Raw genomic sequence first — 20545 nt, 5'->3', positions numbered from 1 at the left:
CCGGTCAGGTCCGCGCGGCGGTCGCCGTACGGTGAGCGAGGCGGCGGACGAGCAGCACCACGAGCACGACCAGGAGTACGGCGCTGACCGCGGTGACCGCGACGGTCGTCCCGAAGCCCGGCCCGTCCAGCGCCACCACCCGTACGCCGTCGGTGGTGTGCAGTTCGCAACCCCGGCCGGTGATCTCGGCGGACACCACGCCGTTGGCGAGGCAGTCGTGCGCCCGCTTCGCGGTCCGCGCGCCCCAGGCCGTCACGCCGAACCCGAGCAGGGACAGGGCCGCGACCACGATCGGGGGCCACCACGACAGGCGTCTCATCCGCGCCATTCTGCCGACCCCGCCGCGGGTACGCGCGCCCGGCGTGCGCGTACCGACGGCGTGGCGACGGGTCGGCACAATCGTGGCCATGCTGATGGCGACGACCAACGAGGTTCCCGGGTACACGACGACCCGGATGCTGGGCGAGGTGTTCGGGGTGACGGTGCGCCGGCTGGACTTCGGCAACACGCTGACCGCCGGCTTCTCCTCGATGGGCGGCGGCGAGGTGCCGCAGCTGACGAGCCTGGTGGTGCAGAGCCGGAACCAGGCGATGGGGCGGCTCGTCGAGGCGGCCCGCCGCCGCGGCGCGAACGCGGTCGTCGGCATGCGGTTCGACACCGGTGACATGTCCGGCAGCCTCAGCGAGATCTGCGCGTACGGGACGGCCGTGTGGGTGGAGCCGGCGACCGAGGAGGCGCGCGCACAGTACGCGGGGATGGTGGAGGCGGGGCGCGTCCCGGCGACGCCGCCGCACTGACCGGTCCACGACGGACACGGCGCGCAGCCCGCCGCGTCCGGGACGTTCCGGGCGCGGCGGGACCGGGCGCACCGCGCAGCCACGGTACGGCGGGCGGCTACGCTCGACGGAGCGTCGTACGGAGGGGACGGGTCATGAGGGTGCTGGCGGCGATGTCCGGCGGGGTGGACTCCGCGGTGGCGGCGGCCCGCGCGGTGGACGCCGGGCACGACGTGACCGGGGTGCACCTGGCGCTGTCGGCGAACCCGCAGGCGTACCGGACGGGTGCGCGCGGCTGCTGCACGCTGGAGGACTCGCGGGACGCGCGCCGCGCCGCGGACGTGCTCGACATCCCGTTCTACGTGTGGGACATGGCGGAGGAGTTCCGCGAGGACGTGGTCGACGACTTCGTCGCGGAGTACGCGGCGGGGCGCACGCCGAACCCGTGCCTGCGCTGCAACGAGAAGATCAAGTTCGCCGCGGTACTGGACCGGGCCCGCGCGCTCGGCTTCGACGCGGTCGTCACCGGCCACCACGCCCGGCTGTCCGACGGCGTACTCCGCCGCTCGGTGGACCTCGCCAAGGACCAGTCGTACGTACTGGCCGTGCTGCGGCCGGACCAGCTCGCCGGCGCGATGTTCCCGCTCGGCGACACCACCAAGTCCGAGGTACGCGCGGAGGCGGCGCGGCGCGGCCTCGCCGTCGCGGACAAGCCGGACAGCCACGACATCTGCTTCATCGCCGACGGCGACACGCGCGGCTTCCTCGCCCGCGAGCTGGGCGAGGCGCCGGGCGACATCGTGGACGCGGAGTCCGGCGAGGTACTGGGCCGCCACGACGGGGCGTACGCGTACACGGTGGGGCAGCGCAAGGGGCTCGGTCTCGGCCGACCCGCGCCGGACGGCCGCCCGCGCTACGTACTGTCGATCACGCCGGTGCAGAACACCGTGACCGTCGGCCCGGTCGAGGCGCTGGAGGTCGACGAGGTGCGCGCCGACCGTCCAGTGTGGACGAACGGGTCGCCGGACGCGGCGTTCGACTGCCGGGTACAGCTGCGCGCGCACGGCGCGGTGTTCGACGCGACCGTGCAGCCGACCGCCGACGGTCTGGTGGCCCGGCTGGCCGAGCCGGCCCGCGGCGTCGCGCCCGGCCAGGCCATCGTGGTCTACCGGCCCGACCCGGCCGGCGACGTCGTCCTCGGCTCGGCCACCATCACCGAGGCGGTCCGTACCGCAACGGTCTGATCCGCGCTGGCCCGGTCCGGCCGGTCGTGGCGCTGGTCTGGTGTGGGCTGGCCCGATCCGCGCTGTGTGGGCTGGATCCGTTGCGGGGCAACGGGGTCCGGTCACGGGAGCAGGTCGAGCAGCGCGGCGGCGGCCGGGGTGACGGGGCGGTCGGCGGCGGTGACGGCGACCAGTTCGCGCCGGACGGCCGGCTCGGTCGGTACTGCCGCGACGCCGTCCGCGCCGCGGACCGTGAGCGGCGGCAGCAGCGCGACGCCCATGCCGTGCGCGACCAGGTCGACGAGCTGGGCGATGGTGTCCACCTCGCAGCAGATCCGCCGGTCCAGCCCCGCGTCGGCGCAGGCGGCGTCGATCCGGCGGCGCAGCGCCGATTCCGGCCGGTACTCGACGAAGTCGTGCCCGGCGAGTGCACCGAGTCGTACGGTGCGGCGGGTGGCGAGCGGGTCGCCCCGCGGTACGGCGAGGATCAGGTCCTCGGCGCCGAGCGGGATCTCGCGCAGCCCGCGGGTGTCGACGGGGTGGTCGACGAACGCGAGGTCGGACTCGCCGCGGACCACGTCGCGGGCCAGCCGCGGCGCGTTGTCGTTGCGCAGCCGGAGGAGTACGCCGGGGTGCCGGCGGTGGAAGCGGGCGAGCAGCGCGGACAGGTCGACGGGGCCGAGGGTCTGGAGTACGCCGATGGTGAGCCGGCCGCCCAGCACCCCGCGTACGCCGGCGACGGCGTCCCGGCCGTCCTGCGCGGCGGCGAGCGCGGCGCGGGCGGCGGGCAGCAGCGCCTCGCCGGCGGCGGTCAGCCGCACCTGGCGGCTGGTACGGACGAAGAGGTCGCCGCCGAGTTCGCGTTCCAGGGCGCGGATGGAGCTGGACAGGCTGGACTGGACGACGTGCGCGCGGCGGGCCGCCCGGGTGAAGTGCAGTTCCTCGGCGGCGGCGACGAAGTGGCCGAGCTGGCGCAGTTCCATCGATCGATTGTACCGATGGTTGGGATCGGAATCATTCGTTGGAGTGATCGTTGGGGATGGGGCAGGCTGAAGGGACGCGACCGTACGCGAGAGAGGGACGATGACCGCACACACCTCCGAGACCCGGCCCGTCGTCCGTGACCGTCGGGCGCGGTTCGGCTTCGCCGCCGTGGCGTACGCGTTCGGCGTGGTGATGCTCGGCAACACCCTGCCCACCCCGCTCTACTCGATCTACCAGCAGCGCTACGGCTTCGGCAGCCTGCTCACCACCGTCATCTACGCCGTGTACGCGGTCGGCGTGATCGCGGCGCTTCTGTTGCTGGGCAAGGCATCCGACGTGTACGGCCGGCGCCGGCTGCTGCTCGCCGGGCTCGCCGCGAGCGTCGCGTCCGGCGTACTGTTCCTGACCGACGCGGGGCTGCCGGCGCTGTTCCTCGGCCGGGTACTGTCCGGCGTGTCGGCCGGCATCTTCACGACCACCGCCACCGTCGCGCTGCTCGACCTTGCTCCGGCCCGGCTCCAGCGGCGCGCGGCCCTGGTCGCGACCGCCGTCAACATGCTCGGGCTCGGCTGCGGGCCGCTGCTCGCCGGCCTGCTCGCCCGGTACACGGCGGCGCCGTTGGCCTGGCCGTTCGTGGCGAACCTGGCGCTGCTGGTGCCGGCGGTGCTCGGCGTACTGCGGATGCCGGAGCCGGTGCGGCTGGTACCCGGGGCGCGGTTCCGGCCGCAACGGCCGGTGGTGGCGGCCGAGGCGCGGTCGGTGTTCGTGCCGGCGGCGGTGGCGGTGTTCGCGGCGTTCGCGGTGTTCGGGCTGCTCACGGCGGTCGAGCCGGGGTTCCTGGCCACGGTGCTCGGGATGCCGGACCGGGCGCTGGCGGGGCTCGTCGTGTTCACCATGTTCGCCGGGTCCGCGGCCGGCCAGGTCGGACTCGCCCGCGTGCCGACGCGCGTCGCGCTGCCCGCCGGCAGCCTGGTGCTCGTACTCGGGTTGGCGGGGATCGCGGTGGGGCTGGTCGGCCGGCTGTTCGTACCGATGCTGGTCGGGACGGTCGTGATCGGTGTCGGGCAGGCGCTGAGCTTCCGGTCCGGCATCGCGGCGATCACGGCCGCCGCACCGGAACCGACCCGCGCCGGTACGGTCGCGAGCTTCTTCGTCGTCGCGTACGTGGGGATCTCGATCCCGGTGATCGCCGTCGGCGTCGCCGCCACCGCGTACGGGCTGCGTACCGCGGGGATCGCGTTCACGGCGGTGGTGGCGTTCGTCGCACTGGCCGCGTGCGTCGCGGTGCTGCGTCTCGACCGGCGGTAAACGCGCTGGACACCCGGCTGCGGCGACACCGATCATCGGCGCCGTGGAGATTCGCGTACTGACCGCGGCCGACGTGCCGGCCTGCCTGCGCCTGTCCGCCGACCGCGGCTGGTCCGACTCCGACGTACGGTGGGCGCTGCTGGTCGAGGTGTCCGAGGTGTTCGGCATCGACGCGCCGGACGGCGGGCTCGCCGGCGCCGTCGTCCTCACCCGCTACGACACGTACGCCGCGATCGGCATGATGCTCGTCGCGCAACGGTACGAGCGGCGCGGGCTCGGCGGTCGGCTGATGCGGCACGCCATCGCCGCGGCCGACGGCGTCGTCGCGCTCACCGCCACCGAGTTCGGCCGCCCGCTGTACGAGCGGCTCGGGTTCGTCGGGCACGGCACGTCGGTCACGTACACCGGCGAGCTGCCCACCGCGCCGGCGACGACCCGGCCGACCGACCACGTCACCGACCTCCTCGCGTACGACCGGGCGGTGTTCGGGGCGGACCGGGCCCGGCTGCTCACCTCGCTGCCGGCCGGCGCCCGGATCCGCACCGCGCCCGCCGGGTACGGCGTGGCCTGGCAGAACGGCGGGACCACCGTGCTCGGGCCGATCGTCGCCGACGACCTCGGTACGGCGACGGCGCTCGCCACCGATCTCGCCGCCGACACCACCACTCCGGTACGGCTCGACGTCACGTCCGCGCAGCCGGCGTTCGCCGCGTGGGCCGCCGCGCGTCTCACCCGCCGCGAGTCCACCACCGTCATGTCGTACGGCGGCGCGGTGCCGGGCGACGCGACCCGCCTGTACACCCCGTTCTCCGTCGCGACCGGCTGACCGTCCGGCCGGCGCCGCGCGTCGGGCCAGGCGTGGCGGTCGCCCGTCCGCCGGGCCCGTGCGGCGCCGTGCCGCGCGTCGGGGCGGCGACCGCACGGGGCACGCGTCAGAGTTCGACGCAGAGTTCGTTGCCGTCGGGGTCGAGCAGGACGGTGTGGTCCGGGAAGGTGCGGTCGACCGTCGCGCCGAGCGCGACCAGCCGGGCCACCTCGTCGGCGACGGTGCCCGGCGCGCGCAGGTCGTAGTGCATCCGGTTCTTCGCGGTCTTCGGCTCCGGCACCCGGACGAACCACATGTTCGGCCCGCCCCAGCCCGGCGCCTCGACGTACGCCCGGTCGGCGGTGGCGTCCTCGTCCACGGTGGAGCCGAGGGCCGCCGCCCAGAACCGGGCCGCGACGAGCGCGTCGGCGCAGTCCACGGTGACGCTCTTGATGTAGCTCACCGGCCGACCGTACCGGGTCGCGGAACCGTTGCGGGTCAAGCGATCCACACCGTCTTGACGTTGCAGAACTCGCGGATGCCGTGCGCCGACAGCTCCCGGCCGTACCCGGAGCGCTTGACGCCGCCGAACGGCAGCTGCGGGTACGAGGTGGTCATGCCGTTGACGAAGACGGCGCCGGCCTCCAGCTCGTCGACGAAGCGGTCCCGCTCGACCGGGTCGGTGGTCCAGGCGTTCGAGCCGAGGCCGAAGCCGGTGGCGTTCGCGATGCGGATGGCGTCGTCCAGGTCGGCGGCCCGGTAGAGCGCGGCGACCGGGCCGAAGACCTCCTCGTGGTACAGCTTCATGTCCGGCGTGACGTCGGCGACCACGGTCGGCGGGTACCACCAGCCCTTGCGGTCCGGGCTGACGCCGCCGGCGAGTACGGTCGCGCCGCGGCCGACGGCGTCGGCGACGAGTTCCTCGACGTCGTCGCGGCCCTGCTCGGTGGCGAGCGGTCCGATGTCGGTCGACTCGGCCATCGGATCGCCCGTACGCAGCGCCTTCATCCGCGTCACGAACCGCGCGGCGAAGTCGTCGTACACGTCGGTGTGCACGATGAAGCGCTTGGCGGCGATGCAGGACTGGCCGTTGTTCTGCACCCGGGCCGTGACGGCGGTGGCGGCCGCGGCGTCCAGGTCGGCCGACGGCATCACCACGTACGCGTCGGAGCCGCCCAGCTCCAGTACGGTCTTCTTGATCTCGTCGCCGGCGATCGCGGCGACGGACCGGCCGGCGGGTTCGCTGCCGGTGAGGGTGGCCGCGACGACCCGGTGGTCGCGCAGGACGGCCTCGACCTGCTTGCTACCGATCAGCAGCGTCTGGAAGCAGCCGGCCGGGAAACCGGCCCGGGTGAACAGGTTCCCCAGGTACAGCGCGGTCTGCGGGACGTTCGACGCGTGCTTGAGCAGGCCCACGTTGCCGGCCATCAGCGCCGGCGCGGCGAACCGCACCACCTGCCAGAGCGGGAAGTTCCAGGGCATCACCGCGAGCACCACGCCCAGCGGCTGGTACCGGGTGTACGCGCGCCCCGCACCGACCGCCGCCGCGTCGCCCGGCTCGTCGGCGAGGAACCCGGCCGCGTGGTCGGCGTAGAAGCGCATCGCGGCAGCGCACTTGGTGGCCTCGGCCCGCGCCGACACGAGCGTCTTGCCCATCTCGGTCGTCATCGTAGCGGCGATGTGGTCGGCCTCGGCGTCGAGCAGGTCGGCCGCGGCGCGCATCCACTCCGCCCGCTGCGCGAACCCGGTTCCCCGGTACGCCCGGAACGTCTCGTACGCGCGGGCGATCCGTTCCGCCACCTCGTCCTCGTCGTACGCCTCGAACGTCTGCAGAGTCTCGCCCGTCGCCGGGTTCACCGTCGCGATCGCCATACGTACCTTCTTACCCGCCCGCGGTGCGGGGCCACACGTCGAACGGCGGTAGTGTCCGCGGTCGTGGGTGACGAGCGGTGGGTGTGGCCGGCCGGCGCGGCGACCGGGGTGGGTTCCCTGCCCGGTACCGACCCGGCCGAGGCATTGCGGACGGTCTTCGGCGAGCTGCCCGACCTGCCGTTCCTGACCGAGTTGCCGGGGCGCGGGCCGGGCGCCGAGCTGCTCGGGCGTACCGCCGGGCTGCTGGTCGAACTCCCCGTCGAGCTGTACGCCGCGCGTTGGAAGCTGACCGGCCGCCCCGGCCGCGACCTGCGCCGTACCCGGGATCTGCTGGCGCGCGACCTGGACGAGCTGGTCGAGGTCGCCGACGGGTACTCGGGGGTCCTGAAGGTCGCCGCCGGCGGACCGTGGACGCTCGCCGCCGGGCTCGACCTGCCGACCGGCGGCGCCGTCCTCCGCGACCGCGGCGCGCTGCGCGACCTGGCCGCGTCGCTGGGGGAGGGCGTCGCCCGGCTCGTCGCCGACGTGGCCGCCCGCGTACCGGGTGCGAGCGTCCTGCTCCAGCTCGACGAGCCGTCCCTCCCCGCCGTACTCGCGGGCCGGGTCGCCACCGAGAGCGGCTTCGGCACGTACCCGGCGGTCCCGGAGCCGGACGCCGCCGACGTCCTGCGCGGCGTACTGTCCGCCGCCGGCGTGCCGGCGGTCGTGCACTGCTGTGCCCCCGACGTACCGGTCGGGCTGGTGCGGTCGGCGGGCGCGGTCGGTGTCGCGGTCGACACCGCTCTGCTGCCGTCCGACGCGGCCGGGATGGACCGCTGGGGCGAGGCGCTCGACGCCGGACTGGGCCTGTTCGCCGGCGCGGTACCGGTCGCGCCGCGGCGCGGGGCGGACGCCACCGCCGCCGACACGGTCCGCACGTACTGGCACCGGCTCGGGCTGCCGGCCGCGACCCTGCCCGCGCAGGTGGTCGTCACCCAGTCCTGCGGCCTCGCCGGCGCCACCCCCGACGACGCCAGAGCCGCCCTCCGGTACGCCCGGGACGCCGCCCGCCGCCTCGCCGACGACCCCGGTACGGGCTGATCCGCCAAACCGGCCCCGGCGACGCGACCCCGCGGTACGGTCCGGGCATGGCCGTGCCCAAGAAGCTGCCTCGCAAGGGCTTCCACAACCTGCTGCGCGAACAGGTACGCAACGAGTTCACCGCGGCGCAGCAGTACGTCGCGGTCGCGGTGTGGTTCGACAATCGGGACCTGCCGCGGCTCGCCGCGCACTTCTACCGGCAGGCGCTGGAGGAACGCAACCACGCGATGATGATGGTCCAGTACCTGATGGACCTGGGGCAGCCGGTGACCGTGCCGGGCGTCGACGAGGTACGCAACGACTTCGACAACGCCGAGGAACTCATCGCTCTCGCGCTCCAGCAGGAACGCGACGTGGCCGACGAGATCGACGGGCTGATGGCCGCCGCCCGCGCCGAGGGCGACTTCAAGGGCGAGGAGTTCGTGCACTGGTTCCTGCGCGAGCAGGTCGAGGAGATCGCGCAGATGTCCACGCTGCTCAACGTGGTACGCCGGTCGTCGGGCAACCTGTTCGACGTGGAGGCGTTCGTGGCCCGCGAACGGGTCGGCGCCCAGACGGTCGACCCGGGCGCGCCGCGCGTCGCCGGCGGCGCCCTCTAGCGGTACCAGCCGGTCGGGTGGCTGCGGTTCACGAGCTGCCAGGTGCCGCCGTCGACGGTGCCGGCATGCCGGTCGAACGCACCGTCGGCCAGGGTGAACACCTGCCGCAGGTCGAGCCAGCTGTCGTGGTCGGCCTTCCGGTCCCAGCCCCGGGTCGGGATGCGGACGTGGTCGCGGCGGGCGCTCTTGTCCTGGCTGGTGATCTTGAGCGCCTCGATCCGGCCGGGCCCGGTCCGGACCACCAGGCACGGCCGTACCTTCGAGCCGGAGCCGTCGGTGAACGGCACGTCGGCCCACCAGATCTGGCCGGGCGCCGGCCGGTTGCGCCACTCCGGCGGCGCGACGGTGAGCAGCGCCGGGCGCCGGGTCGGTGGCCGGCCCGCCCCGCCCGGCCGCCGGTTCCGCAGCAGCCACCAGGCCAGTACGCCGCCGCCGGCGAGCGCCACGACCACCGCGACGCAGCACAGTACGGCGAGGGTGCCGTCGTACGACGGGACGGCCTCAGCGGCGAGAACTGACAGCACGGCCGCTCCTGTGGCTCGGGGACGTGCCACGCAGGTTATCGATCTTGGTCAAGCCGGCCGGGGAACCGCCGGTCCACGCCGGAACGTCGGCCGCGGCGGCTACGGTGTGGCCGAACGAGGAGGTCTTGCGTGGGTACCAGCGGGGACGAGTTGGACACGACGCCGACTGCCGAGCAGGAGGCCAGGGCGGGCGCCGAGCCGACGGCCGAGGCGCGCGAGCGGGCCCGCGCGCTCGCCGAGGAGATCGACGACCACCAGTACCGCTACTACGTGCTCGACGCGCCGACCGCCTCGGACGCGGAGTACGACGGGCTGATGCGGGAGCTGGAGGCGCTGGAGGAGCGCTACCCGGCGCTCCGTACGCCGAACTCGCCCACCCAGCGCGTCGGCGGGACGTACTCGACGCAGTTCACCGCGGTGGAGCACGCCGAGCGGATGCTCAGCCTGGACAACGCGTTCAACGCCGAGGAGATCGCCGCCTGGGCGGAGCGGGTCGAGCGGGAGGCCGGCGGCGCGCACGTGTCGTACCTGTGCGAGCTGAAGGTGGACGGCCTCGCGGTCAACCTGACGTACCGGCAGGGGAAGCTGGTGCGCGGGGCGACCCGCGGCGACGGCCGCACCGGTGAGGACATCACGCCGAACGTACGGTCCGTGGCGGGCATCCCGGACCAGCTGGCCGGCACCGACGAGTTCCCGCTGCCGGACCTGGTCGAGGTGCGCGGCGAGATCTACTTCCCGGTCGAGAGCTTCGGCGAGCTGAACGCGTCGCTCGTCGAGCAGGGCAAGCCGCCGTTCGCCAACCCGCGCAACGCGGCGGCCGGCAGCCTGCGGCAGAAGGACCCGCGGATCACCGCGCAGCGCCCGCTCCGCCTGGTCGTGCACGGGATCGGCGCCCGCAGCGGGTTCGAGCCGGCCCGCCAGTCCGAGGCGTACGCGGCGCTTGCGGCGTGGGGTCTGCCCACGTCGCCGCGCTGGCGGGTGGTCGACTCGCTGGCCGGCGTGCAGGAGTTCATCGACCACTACGGCGAGCACCGGCACGACGTCGAGCACGAGATCGACGGCGTCGTGGTGAAGGTCGACGAGGTGAGCGTGCAGCGCCGGCTCGGCTCGACCAGCCGGGCACCGCGCTGGGCCATCGCGTACAAGTACCCGCCGGAGGAGGTCAACACCAAGCTCACCGACATCCGGGTGAACGTGGGCCGCACCGGCCGCGTCACGCCGTACGCGGTGCTGGAGCCGGTGCGGGTGGCCGGCTCGACGGTGGCGTTCGCGACGCTGCACAACGCGTCCGAGGTGACCCGCAAGGGCGTCCTGATCGGCGACACCGTGGTGGTACGCAAGGCCGGCGACGTGATCCCCGAGGTCGTCGGCCCGGTGGCGGACCTGCGCCCGGCGGACGCGTACGCGTTCGAGATGCCGACGCGGTGCCCGGAGTGCGGCACGGAGCTGCGCCCGGAGAAGGAGGGCGACGCCGACATCCGGTGCCCCAACGCCCGGTCCTGCCCGGCGCAGCTGCGCGAGCGGGTGTTCCACCTGGCCGGTCGCGGCGCGTTCGACATCGAGGCCCTCGGGTACGAGGCGGCCACCGCGCTGCTCGCCTCCGGGGTGATCGCCGACGAGGGCGACCTGTTCGCGCTGGACACCGACGCGCTGGCGCGCTGCGAGTTCTTCGTCAACAAGGACGGCACGCTCGGCAGCAACGCGCACCGGTTCCTGGCGCACCTGGCGGAGGCGAAGACGCGTCCGCTGTGGCGGGTACTGGTCGGGTTGTCGATCCGGCACGTGGGACCGACGGCGGCGCAGGCGCTGGCCCGCGAGTTCGGCTCGATCGACCGGATCGAGGCGGCGGGGCAGGAGGAGCTGGTCGCGGTCGACGGGGTCGGGCCGACGATCGCCGAGGCGGTGCGCGACTGGTTCACCGTCGACTGGCACCGCGAGGTGGTGGCGAAGTGGCGGGCCGCCGGGGTGCGGATGCGGGAGGAGCGGGTCGACACGGGTCCGCGCCCGCTGGAGGGCGTCACCGTCGTGGTCACCGGCTCCCTCGACCGGTACTCCCGGGACGAGGCGACCGAGGAGATCCAGCGGCGCGGCGGCAAGGTGACCGGGTCGGTGTCGAAGAAGACCGGTTTCGTGGTGGTCGGCGAGAGCCCGGGCAGCAAGTACGACAAGGCGGTGTCGTTGCGGGTGCCGGTGCTGGACGAGCCGGGCTTCGAGGTACTGCTCGCGGACGGGCCGGAGGCGGCGCGGGCGGTGGCTCGGGTGGGCGACCCGGAGGTGTCAGAAGACGACAAGTGAGTACCTGTCGGTAGGTCACTCGAAGGTAACATTAAGGCCGAGTTTCTCCCTTTCTCGGCCGCCACCATGGGGCTCCCCAGATGACCGGTTCATACTTCGGCAGGACGCGTCACCGTCCCTGACCGACCTCGTTGCTCACCACAAGGCGTTCGGTGCGCGGAGTCCGGGACACGGCGCGGAGTCGGTGCCCGGTACACAGCGTGCGGGGGGCGCGCGTCGGCCCGGCGTCCTTCTCCCGTTTCGGAGGGGTGGATGGAGTCGACCGCACTGCGCAACTCGGCACCACTCAGGCACAAGCGGGTCTTCGTCGCGTATGTCGTGGTCACCATCGTCGCTGGCGTCGCCGTCACCGTGGCGAGCATCCCGAGCCTGGTCACCGCCGTCCCGTCGGCGCCGGTCGACTGCTGGCTGCTGATCCTGCTGGCCGCGGTCGCCGACTCGCGGCCGTTCACCCCGTCCCGGCGTTCGCGGCAGGCGTCCGGCGTGTTCCCGTCGGTGTGCTTCGGTTTCACCGTACTGCTGCTGTGGGGCATCGGGCCGGCGGTGCTGCTGAGCGCCGTCGCGGTGGCCGCCTCGTCGTGGCGGCTGCGGGCCGCGCTGTGGCGCGCCGCGTTCAACACCAGTCAGTACGTGTTGTCGTTCGGTTCGGCGTACCTGGTGCTGCGGGCGGCGCAAGCGAGCGCGCCGGGCGCCGCGTTCCGTACCACGGTGGGCAGTGCGGTCGCGGTCGTGCTGGCCGCGGCGACCTGGTTCGTGGTCAGCCACCTGCTCGTCAACAGCGCGGTGTGGCTGCGGTTCGGCGGCCACTGGTGGTCCAACGTCTCCGCCACCATGGGGTACGAGCTGCTCACCACCGGCGCGCTGCTCCTCCTCGCCCCCGTACTCGCGGGTGCGATCCGGACCAGCCCGTGGCTGCTCGGCCTGATCCTGGTGCCGCTGTTCGCGATGTACCGCAGCGGCCGGGTCGCCGCGGACCGGGAGCGCGAGGCGCTGCACGACCCGCTGACCGGGCTGGCGAACCGTAAGGGCGTGCAGGTCCGGATCGAGGACGACATCGCGGCGCGGGACCAGGGGGAGGCCCGGCTCGGGCCGTTGCTGCTGGTGCTGGATCTGGACCGGTTCAAGGAGGTCAACGACGCGCTCGGGCACGGCGTCGGTGACCGGCTGCTGGTCGAGGCGGGGCGGCGGCTGCGCGCCCGGCTGCCGGAGGACGTACTCGTGGCCCGGCTGGGCGGCGACGAGTTCGCGGTGGTCAGTTCGCGGGTGTCGGACATCGAGGTGGCGCGGGCGTTCGCGGAGAAGGTCGCGGCGGTGCTGGCCGGCCCGGTGCACCTGGACGGGATGCCGCTGGAGGTGGCCGGCTCGATCGGCGCCGCGGTGTACCCGAACCACGGCGTCGACTTCGACGAGCTGCTCCAGCACGCCGACGTCGCCATGTACGAGGCGAAGTCCCGCAACGACGCCGTCGCGGTGTACGCGCCGGAGGCCGACCACAACTCGGCGGCGCGGCTCGGCCTGCTCGGCGACCTCCGCCGTACGTTGGAGCGCCCGGACCGGCCCGACCTCGGCGAGCTGGGCGTGTTCTACCAACCGCAGGTGGCGGTGGACTCCGGCGAGGTGGTCGGGGTGGAGGCGCTGCTGCGCTGGCGCCATCCGGAGCACGGCATGGTCGGACCGGAGGAGGTCATCCGCGCCGTCGAGCACACCGCGGTGATGCGGCTGCTGACGTACCGGGTGATCGACGAGGTGGTGGGCCAGGTCGCCGCGTGGCGGGCGGACGGGGTGCGGCTGCGCGCCGCGATCAACGTCAGCGTCCGCGACCTGCACACGTCCGATCTGGTGGAGCACCTGTCCGCGCAGCTGGCCAGGCACGACGTGACGCCGGACCAGATCGAGCTGGAGATCACCGAGGGTGCGTTGATGGCCGACCCGCGCCGGGTACTCGCCACGCTGCGCCAGCTGGACCGGCTGGGCGTGGCGCTGTCCCTCGACGACTTCGGCACCGGGTACTCGTCGATGCTGCACCTGCGCCGCCTGCCGCTGTCCGAGGTGAAGATCGACCGGTCGTTCGTACTGGGTATGGGGTCGGACGACGACGATGCCGCGATCGTCCGTTCCATCATCGAACTGGCCGGTGCGCTCGGGCTGCGGGTGGTCGCCGAGGGCGTCGAGGACGAGCGGACCTGGCGCCGGCTGTCCACGCTCGGCTGCCAGGTCGCGCAGGGCTGGTTCTACGCGCGCCCGATGCCGGCCGCGGAGCTGACCAACTGGCTCGCCCGGTACCGTCCGCCGCGCGCGCTGCGCGGTGCGCTCGCCCAGGGCGCCGCGAACGCCTGAGTCAGGCGACCGCCGCGGCGAAGCCGTCCGGGTTGTCGAGCATGACGTTGTGCCCGGCGCCGTCGACCACGCGTACGTCGACGCCGGCGGCGGTCAGCCCGGCGTGCCCGGCCAGCGGACCGCTGCGCGCGCCCTGGACGTACACGGTGGGCATGGGCAGGGTGGTGAGGACGGCGCGCAGGTCGGCGGCGCCGAGCGACCGTTCGCTGCGGTGTACGGCGACGGGGTCGGCGAGCCGCATGGTGGCCGCCCAGTCGGGGCCGGCCGCGTCGAGCGCCGCGGCGAACCCGTCGGCGGCGAACGTGGTTTCGTCCGGCCAGTCGGCGATGCGGGGCCGCGGGGTCGGGTCGAGGTTCGCCTCGATCGCGACGAGCCGCGCCACCAGGTCGGGTCGCCGCGCGGCCAGCAGGATCGCGACCGAGCCGCCCATGCTGTGCGCCACGACCTCGGCCCCGCGTACGCCGGCGGTGTCGAGCGCGGCGGCGAGCACGTCGGCCTGCTCGGCGAGCGTGTACCCGAAGGTGGCGGGGCGGTCGCTGATGCCGTGCCCGAGCAGGTCGACGAGCAGCGAGCGCCGTCCGGCGAGCGCGGGATGCGTTGCCACGCCGGCAAAGTACGCGGGGGAGGTGGAGCCGAGGCCGTGCACGTACACCCGGGCGGGGTCGGTGCCGGGCAGCTCCACCCACCGCATCCGGGCGTCGGGCCGTACCTGCGCGTGGTGGATGGTCACAGCGTCTCCAGGAAGTCGGCCACCGCGTCGTGGAACTGCTCGCGGTGGGAGAGGTAGAAGTCGTGGCCGCCGCCGTCGACGGTGACCAGCCGCGTGTCGGGGCGGGCGGCGACCATCCGGTCGGCCACGTCCGCGTCGACGATGACGCTGGCGCCGCCGCGCACCAGCAGCGCCGGCTGGGTGCTGGCGGTCCAGTCGGCCCAGTACTCGCCGAAGATGTGCCGCTTGGTCTCGCGGATGTCGTCCGGGTGCCAGCGCATCCGCCAGCCGTCGTCGGTCTCGACCGCGCTCTCCAGGAAGTGCCGGGGGTCGCCGATCGTGACCCGGTCGGCGAGCACCCGGCGCATCTCGTCGAGGCTCGCGTACGTCGCGGGCAGGGTGTCGAGCCAGTCGCTGCTGTGCGGCGGCAGTTCGGCGGGGGCGTCGAGGACGACGAACGCGGCGACCAGGTCGGGCCGGCGCGCGGCGAGCTGGAACGCGTTGACGCCGCCGAGCGAGTGCCCGACGAGTACGCAGGGGGCGAGGTCGAGCTGCTCGATGACCGCCGCCGTGTCCTCGACGTACGCGTCGCGGCCGTAGTCGCCGGCGCGGTCGGAGTTGCCGTGTCCGCGCTGGTCGGGTGCGATGACCCGCCAGCCGGGGCCGAGCCGGTCGGCGAGCGGCAGGAACGGCCGGCCGCGGCCGAACGCGCCGTGCAGGGCGAGCACCGGCCGCCCGGTCCCGCCGCTCTGTTCGTACGCGAGGCGCACGCCGCTCGGGGTGGTCAGGTACGAGGTCATGGGGTTCCTCCGTTGCCTCGAATCGAGGTGCCTGTGTGCGAGGTGACTCTAATCGAGAGTCCTCGTATCGAGTCAACTCGTTACGATGCTGATGTGAGCCGACCGACAGGAGCGACATGCTGAGCCTGTGCATCCTCGGGTTCCTCGCCGAGGAGCCGCTGCACGCGTACGAGCTGAAGTCCCGGATCTCCGGGCTGTCCGGGCACATCCGCCCGGTCAGCGACGGCGCGCTCTACCCGGCCATCAACCGGCTGCGCGCCGCCGGGTACCTCGACCGGCGGGAGGAGAAGGGCGCCGGCGCCACACCCCGGCAGGTACTGTCGCTGACCGAGGCCGGCCGCCAGGAGCTGCTGCGCCGGCTGCGCGAGCCGGCCGAGGTGGAGATCACCGACCGCAACTCGTTCCTGATCCTGCTGGCGTTCCTGTCGCAGCTGCCCGACGTGGCCGACCAGCTCGCCGTACTCCGCCGCCGGCTCGACTTCTACACCCAGCCGGCCAGCTACTTCTACGATCACGGCCGCCCGCAGCGCGCCGCCGAGATGACCGACCGGTACCGGAAGGGGATGCTCACGATGGGCGCCGCGACCCGCAAGGCGGACAAGGAGTGGCTGCGGGCGACGATCGCCGAGCTGACGGCGGAGGAGTCCGGGACCGACTGAGCCGCGGGAGCGTCCGGGCTGGTGAGCGCGCGGGTACCGGCTGCGAGGCGGTGGCGGCCCGCGCAATAGACTCGCGGAATCGCCGAGATCGGTGGTCTGATCTCTCTCGCCCGGGAAACCCCGCGCCGAAACGAGAGGTTTCCCCGGCTCGGATCGGTGATCCACACGTCGAAGCCAGATACCCGGAGGAGCCAGTGATGGCCGCCATCTCCCGCGAGGAGGTCGCGCACCTCGCGCGCCTCGCGCGGCTCGCCGTGACCGAGGACGAGCTGGACACGTTCGCCGGCCAGCTGGACCAGATCCTGCACTCGGTCGCCCGCGTCGGCGAGGTCGCCGCCGACGACATCCCGCCCACCTCGCACGCGGTACCGCTGACCAACGTGATGCGGCCCGACGAGCCGCGCCCCGGGCTGTCCCGCGAGGCGGCGCTGGCGGGTGCCCCGGCGGCCGAGGACCACCGGTTCCGGGTTCCGCGGATCCTGTCCGAGGAGGGCTGATGAGCGAGCGTCAGCGAGCGACCCATCGTACGGCGGCGGAGCTGGGCGCCGCGATCGCGACCGGCGAGACGACCTCGGCCGAGGTGACCCGGGCGTACCTGGACCGGATCGGTGCGGTGGACGGCGCGGTGCACGCGTTCCTGCACGTGGCGGGGGACGCCGCGGTGGCGCAGGCGGAGGAGGTGGACCGGCGGATCGCCGCGGGCGAGAAGCTGGGCCCGCTGGCCGGCGTACCGGTGGCGGTGAAGGACATCCTCACCACGAAGGGCATGCCGACCACGGCGGCGTCGAAGATCCTCTCCGGCTGGCTCCCGCCGTACGACGCGACCGTGGTGCTGCGGCTGCGCGACGCCGGCCTCGTCGTACTGGGCAAGACGAACATGGACGAGTTCGCGATGGGCTCGTCCACCGAGTACAGCGCCTACGGGCCGACGCGCAACCCCTGGGACCTGGGGCGGATCCCGGGCGGTTCGGGCGGCGGCAGCGCGGCGGCGGTCGCGGCCCGCGAGGCGCCGCTGGCCATCGGTACGGACACCGGCGGCTCGATCCGCCAGCCGGGCGCGGTCACCGGCACCGTCGGCGCGAAGCCCACGTACGGCGGGGTCTCCCGGTACGGGCTGATCGCGTTCTCGTCGTCGCTGGACCAGGCCGGCCCGGTGACCCGGACCGTACTGGACGCGGCGCTGCTGCACGAGGTCATCGGCGGGCACGACCCGTGCGACTCGACCAGCATCGACGCGCCGGTACCGGCGGTCGCGGAGGCCGCCCGGCGCGGCGCGTCCGGGGACCTGACCGGCGTGAAGGTCGGCGTGGTGCGGGAGTTCGCGGCCGCCGAGGGCGCCGAGCCCGGCGTGGTCGCGGCGTTCGACGCGGCGGTCGCCACGCTGACGAAGCTGGGCGCCGAGGTCGTCGAGGTCAGCTGCCCGCACTTCGAGTACGCGCTGCCGGCGTACTACCTGATCGCGCCGAGCGAGTGCTCGTCCAACCTGGCCCGCTTCGACGGCGTCCGGTACGGGCTGCGCTCCGGTGACGACGGGACGCGGGCGCTGGAGGAGGTCATGTCGCTGACCCGGGAGGCCGGCTTCGGCCCCGAGGTCAAGCGCCGCATCATGCTCGGCACGTACGCGCTGTCCGCCGGCTACTACGACGCCTACTACGGGCAGGCGCAGAAGGTCCGCACGCTGGTGACGCGCGACTTCACCGCGGCGTTCGAGCAGGTGGACGTGCTGGCCGCGCCGACGACGCCGTTCGTGGCGTTCCCGTTCGGCTCGCGGACCGCCGACCCGACCGCCATGTACCTGGCGGACCTGTACACGATCCCGTCGAACCTGTACGGCGGGCCGGCCATCTCCGTCCCTTGTGGACTGTCGGAGGGCCTGCCGGTCGGGCTGCAGATCATGGCGCCGACGATGGCCGACGACCGGATGTACCGGGTCGCCGCCGCGCTGGAGTCCACCCAGGAGCCGCGCCTCGCGGACCAGACCCCGGAGGTGACCGCGTGAGCGGGGTCCGGAGGCAGCGGTCCGTACGAGTGAGCACGGTGATCGCCGGAGGATGGAGCGAATCATGAGTACAGCGTCCACGGCGACGGGCGAGCTTGCCGACGTGCTGAGCCGGTACGAGGTGGTGCTCGGCCTGGAGGTGCACGTCGAGCTGGGCACGCGGACGAAGATGTTCTGCTCGTGCCCGACGGTGTTCGGCGCGGAGCCGAACACGCAGATCTGCCCGGTGTGCCTGGGTCTGCCGGGCGCGTTGCCGGTGGTCAACGCGGTCGGGGTGGAGTCGGCGATCAGGATCGGCCTGGCGCTCGACTGCTCCATCGCCGAGTGGTGCCGGTTCGCCCGGAAGAACTACTTCTACCCGGACATGCCGAAGAACTTCCAGACCTCGCAGTACGACGAGCCGATCTGCTTCGACGGCGCGCTCGACGTCGACGTGGACGGGAAGACGGTCCGGATCGGCATCGAGCGGGCGCACATGGAGGAGGACACCGGCAAGTCGACGCACGTCGGCGGCGCGACGGGCCGGATCCACGGCGCGACGCACTCGCTGGTCGACTTCAACCGTGCCGGCATCCCGCTGGTCGAGATCGTCACCAAGCCCATCGTCGGTACGGGCGCGGACGCGCCGGCCGTCGCCCGGGCGTACGTGGCGGCGATCCGGGACATCGTGCGGGCGCTGGGCGTCTCCGACGCGCGGATGGACCAGGGTTCGGTCCGGGCCGACGTGAACGTGTCGCTGATGCCGATCGGCGCGTCCGAGTTCGGTACGCGGACCGAGACGAAGAACGTCAACTCGTTGCGCAGCGTCGAGCGCACCGTCCGGTACGAGATGGTGCGGCAGGCGCAGATCCTCGACGACGGTGGCGTGATCGTGCAGGAGACGCGGCACTTCAACGAGGCGACCGGCGAGACGGTCGGCGGGCGTACCAAGGAGACCGCCACCGACTACCGGTACTTCCCGGAGCCGGACCTGGTGCCCGTGGCGCCGGATCCGGCCTGGGTGGCGGAGCTGCGGGCCGCGCTGCCGGAGTTGCCGGCGGCGAAGCGGACCCGGCTGCGCGCCGAGTGGGGCCTGTCGGAGCTGGACATGCAGGCGATCGACAACGCCGGCGCGTTCGAGCTGATCGAGGCGACGGTGGCGGCGGGCGCGGGCCCGGAGTCGGCGCGCAAGTGGTGGCTGGGCGAGCTGTCCCGGCACGCCAACGAGGCGGGCGTGGAGCTGTCCGAGCTGTCGGTCACCCCGGCGCACGTGGCCGAACTTCAGTCCCTTGTGGACGGTGGCCGGCTCAACGACAAGCTGGCCCGTGGCGTCCTCGCCGGCGTACTCGCGGGTGAGGGCACGCCGACCGAGGTGATGACCGCCCGCGGCGTCGAGGTCGTCTCGGACACCGGCGCGCTCACCACCGCCGTGGACGAGGCCATCGCCGCCAACCCGGACGTCGCCGAGAAGGTACGGTCCGGCAAGGTCGCGGCGGCCGGCGTACTGGTCGGCGCGGTCATGAAGACCACCCGCGGCCAAGCCGACGCGAAGACGGTACGGGAGCTGATCCTGGGCCGCCTCGGCGTGCAGTAGCGGCGATTCCGCGACGGCCCGGCGACCTCGACAGGTGCCGGGCCGTCGCCGTGTCCGGCCCCGGTGCGTATCGTCACGTCCGTACGTCGTCGGTCGGGGGGAGCGGGCATGCCGGACGCGATCAGGTCCGAGTTCGAGGTACTGGACGAGCGGTTCCGCCGCTGCGGCGGCGACCAGTGGATCCAGGTACTGCACACCGGATGCCGCTGGGTGGAGGGCCCGACGTGGTTCCCCGCCGGGCGGTACCTGCTGTTCAGCGACATTCCCAACGACCGGATCCTGCGCTGGGACGAGACGACCGGCGCGGTCGGCGTCTTCCGCGAGCCCGCCGGGTACGCCAACGGCCACACCCGTGACGGGCAGGGCCGGCTGGTCAGCTGCGAGCAGGGCAACCGCCGCGTCACCCGGACCGAGCACGACGGTACGGTCACCGTCCTCGCCGACCGGTACGACGGGCGCCGCTTCAACAGCCCGAACGACGTGGTCGTGCATCCCGACGGCGCGGTCTGGTTCACTGACCCGGACTACGGCATCGCGAGCGACTACGAGGGGCACCGCGCGGACAGCGAGATCGGCGCCTGCCACGTGTACCGGATCGACCCGGTGGACGGGTCGGTGCGGGTGGTGGCCGACGACTTCGACCGGCCCAACGGCCTCGCGTTCTCCCCCGACTGGAGTTCGCTGTACGTGGTGGACACGCCGCGCAAGCACGTACGACGGTTCGCGGTCGGCGACGGCGGGAGGCTGTCCGGCGGCGACGTGTTCGGTACCTGCGACGCGGGCTCGTACGACGGCGTCCGGCTCGACACCGAGGGGCGGCTGTGGGCGGCGGCGCACGACGGCGTGCACTGCTTCGCCGACGACGGCACGCTGATCGGCAAGCTGCGCATCCCGGAGATCGTGTCGAACCTGACCTTCGGCGGACCGCGCCGCAACCACCTGTACCTGACGGCGTCGAGCTCGGTCTACGCGCTGCGCGTCACGGTCAACGGCGCGCGCTGA

20 protein-coding genes are annotated in these 20545 nt (G+C 73.5%); 13 read left to right on the top strand and 7 right to left on the bottom strand.

The features are described from left to right. Positions 1–4: 4 nt before the first annotated feature. Positions 5–319 carry a hypothetical protein gene (locus tag Aru02nite_RS26470; protein WP_203662261.1) on the bottom strand — a complete coding sequence of 105 codons (315 nt, stop codon included), beginning with the start codon at positions 317–319 and terminating at the stop codon, positions 5–7. A gap of 88 nt (positions 320–407) precedes the next feature. Here Aru02nite_RS26470 and Aru02nite_RS26465 point away from each other — a divergent pair, with 88 nt between their 5' ends. Continuing rightward, a complete protein-coding gene (locus tag Aru02nite_RS26465) occupies positions 408–797 on the top strand; it encodes a YbjQ family protein (protein WP_203662260.1) in 390 nt (129 codons plus the stop codon). Positions 798–931: 134 nt separating this feature from the next. Beyond that, positions 932–2020 (top strand): tRNA 2-thiouridine(34) synthase MnmA, encoded by a 1089-nt coding sequence (mnmA, locus tag Aru02nite_RS26460; protein ID WP_203662259.1) that lies wholly within the window; start codon positions 932–934, stop codon positions 2018–2020. Positions 2021–2121: 101 nt separating this feature from the next. Here the strand turns inward: mnmA and Aru02nite_RS26455 are convergent, their stop codons facing one another. Next, positions 2122–2982, bottom strand: a complete 861-nt coding sequence (locus Aru02nite_RS26455) for a LysR family transcriptional regulator (protein WP_203662258.1) — start codon at positions 2980–2982, stop codon at positions 2122–2124. Between the two features lie 100 nt (positions 2983–3082). On the opposite strand from Aru02nite_RS26455, the gene Aru02nite_RS26450 reads away from it, so the two are divergent. Then, a complete protein-coding gene (locus tag Aru02nite_RS26450; protein ID WP_203662257.1) occupies positions 3083–4291 on the top strand; it encodes an MFS transporter in 1209 nt (402 codons plus the stop codon). Positions 4292–4334: 43 nt separating this feature from the next. Continuing rightward, positions 4335–5117 (top strand): GNAT family N-acetyltransferase, encoded by a 783-nt coding sequence (locus tag Aru02nite_RS26445; RefSeq protein WP_203662256.1) that lies wholly within the window; start codon positions 4335–4337, stop codon positions 5115–5117. A 106-nt stretch (positions 5118–5223) separates the two neighbouring features. Here the strand turns inward: Aru02nite_RS26445 and Aru02nite_RS26440 are convergent, their stop codons facing one another. Together Aru02nite_RS26440 and Aru02nite_RS26435 are read right to left on the bottom strand one after the other, a co-directional pair. Continuing rightward, on the bottom strand, positions 5224–5559 hold the full coding sequence (locus Aru02nite_RS26440; protein WP_203662255.1) for a VOC family protein: 336 nt from the start codon (positions 5557–5559) through the stop codon (positions 5224–5226). 35 nt (positions 5560–5594) lie between these two features. Continuing rightward, positions 5595–6968, bottom strand: a complete 1374-nt coding sequence (locus tag Aru02nite_RS26435; protein WP_203662254.1) for an NADP-dependent succinic semialdehyde dehydrogenase — start codon at positions 6966–6968, stop codon at positions 5595–5597. Between the two features lie 63 nt (positions 6969–7031). Between Aru02nite_RS26435 and Aru02nite_RS26430 the strand changes: the two genes are divergently transcribed. Together Aru02nite_RS26430 and Aru02nite_RS26425 are read left to right on the top strand one after the other, a co-directional pair. After that, positions 7032–8048: a uroporphyrinogen decarboxylase/cobalamine-independent methonine synthase family protein gene (locus Aru02nite_RS26430; protein ID WP_203662253.1), complete on the top strand. Its 1017-nt coding sequence runs from the start codon at positions 7032–7034 to the stop codon at positions 8046–8048. Between the two features lie 47 nt (positions 8049–8095). Further along, positions 8096–8647, top strand: a complete 552-nt coding sequence (locus Aru02nite_RS26425; RefSeq protein WP_203662252.1) for a ferritin — start codon at positions 8096–8098, stop codon at positions 8645–8647. Here Aru02nite_RS26425 and Aru02nite_RS26420 read toward each other — a convergent pair. Beyond that, positions 8644–9171 (bottom strand): type II toxin-antitoxin system PemK/MazF family toxin, encoded by a 528-nt coding sequence (locus Aru02nite_RS26420; protein ID WP_203662251.1) that lies wholly within the window; start codon positions 9169–9171, stop codon positions 8644–8646. The two genes, Aru02nite_RS26425 and Aru02nite_RS26420, sit on opposite strands and share 4 nt — an antisense overlap. Positions 9172–9300: 129 nt before the next feature. Here Aru02nite_RS26420 and ligA point away from each other — a divergent pair, with 129 nt between their 5' ends. Both ligA and Aru02nite_RS26410 read left to right on the top strand, forming a co-directional pair. Continuing rightward, positions 9301–11466: an NAD-dependent DNA ligase LigA gene (gene ligA / locus Aru02nite_RS26415; protein ID WP_239076965.1), complete on the top strand. Its 2166-nt coding sequence runs from the start codon at positions 9301–9303 to the stop codon at positions 11464–11466. A gap of 252 nt (positions 11467–11718) precedes the next feature. Beyond that, complete coding sequence (locus Aru02nite_RS26410) at positions 11719–13803, top strand: putative bifunctional diguanylate cyclase/phosphodiesterase (protein ID WP_203662250.1); 2085 nt, start codon at positions 11719–11721, stop codon at positions 13801–13803. 1 nt (position 13804) lies between these two features. Here Aru02nite_RS26410 and Aru02nite_RS26405 read toward each other — a convergent pair whose 3' ends face one another. Further along, positions 13805–14533, bottom strand: coding sequence for an alpha/beta fold hydrolase (locus Aru02nite_RS26405; RefSeq protein WP_239076964.1), 729 nt, complete (start codon positions 14531–14533; stop codon positions 13805–13807). Further along, the gene (locus Aru02nite_RS26400) at positions 14530–15312 is read right to left on the bottom strand and encodes an alpha/beta fold hydrolase (RefSeq protein WP_203662249.1); all 783 of its coding nucleotides are present in this window, start codon (positions 15310–15312) and stop codon (positions 14530–14532) included. The genes Aru02nite_RS26405 and Aru02nite_RS26400 overlap by 4 nt, the downstream gene beginning before the upstream one ends. 116 nt (positions 15313–15428) lie before the next feature. Here Aru02nite_RS26400 and Aru02nite_RS26395 point away from each other — a divergent pair, with 116 nt between their 5' ends. From Aru02nite_RS26395 to Aru02nite_RS26375, 5 genes are all read left to right on the top strand, one after another. Then, entirely contained in the window at positions 15429–15971 is a 543-nt protein-coding gene (locus Aru02nite_RS26395) for a PadR family transcriptional regulator (RefSeq protein WP_203662248.1), read from the top strand. A 197-nt stretch (positions 15972–16168) separates the two neighbouring features. Then, the gene (gene gatC, locus Aru02nite_RS26390; RefSeq protein WP_203662247.1) at positions 16169–16468 is read left to right on the top strand and encodes an Asp-tRNA(Asn)/Glu-tRNA(Gln) amidotransferase subunit GatC; all 300 of its coding nucleotides are present in this window, start codon (positions 16169–16171) and stop codon (positions 16466–16468) included. Further along, positions 16468–17970: an Asp-tRNA(Asn)/Glu-tRNA(Gln) amidotransferase subunit GatA gene (gene gatA, locus Aru02nite_RS26385; protein WP_203662246.1), complete on the top strand. Its 1503-nt coding sequence runs from the start codon at positions 16468–16470 to the stop codon at positions 17968–17970. The genes gatC and gatA overlap by 1 nt, the downstream gene beginning before the upstream one ends. 64 nt (positions 17971–18034) lie before the next feature. Further along, positions 18035–19543, top strand: coding sequence for an Asp-tRNA(Asn)/Glu-tRNA(Gln) amidotransferase subunit GatB (gene gatB / locus Aru02nite_RS26380; RefSeq protein ID WP_203662245.1), 1509 nt, complete (start codon positions 18035–18037; stop codon positions 19541–19543). 108 nt (positions 19544–19651) lie between these two features. After that, positions 19652–20545, top strand: a complete 894-nt coding sequence (locus Aru02nite_RS26375) for an SMP-30/gluconolactonase/LRE family protein (RefSeq protein WP_203662244.1) — start codon at positions 19652–19654, stop codon at positions 20543–20545.

This window comes from Actinocatenispora rupis (genome assembly GCF_016861975.1).
Lineage (GTDB): Bacteria > Actinomycetota > Actinomycetes > Mycobacteriales > Micromonosporaceae > Actinocatenispora > Actinocatenispora rupis.
Note: the sequence above shows the minus strand (reverse complement) of the source record. Positions and strands in the feature narration are given on the sequence as shown.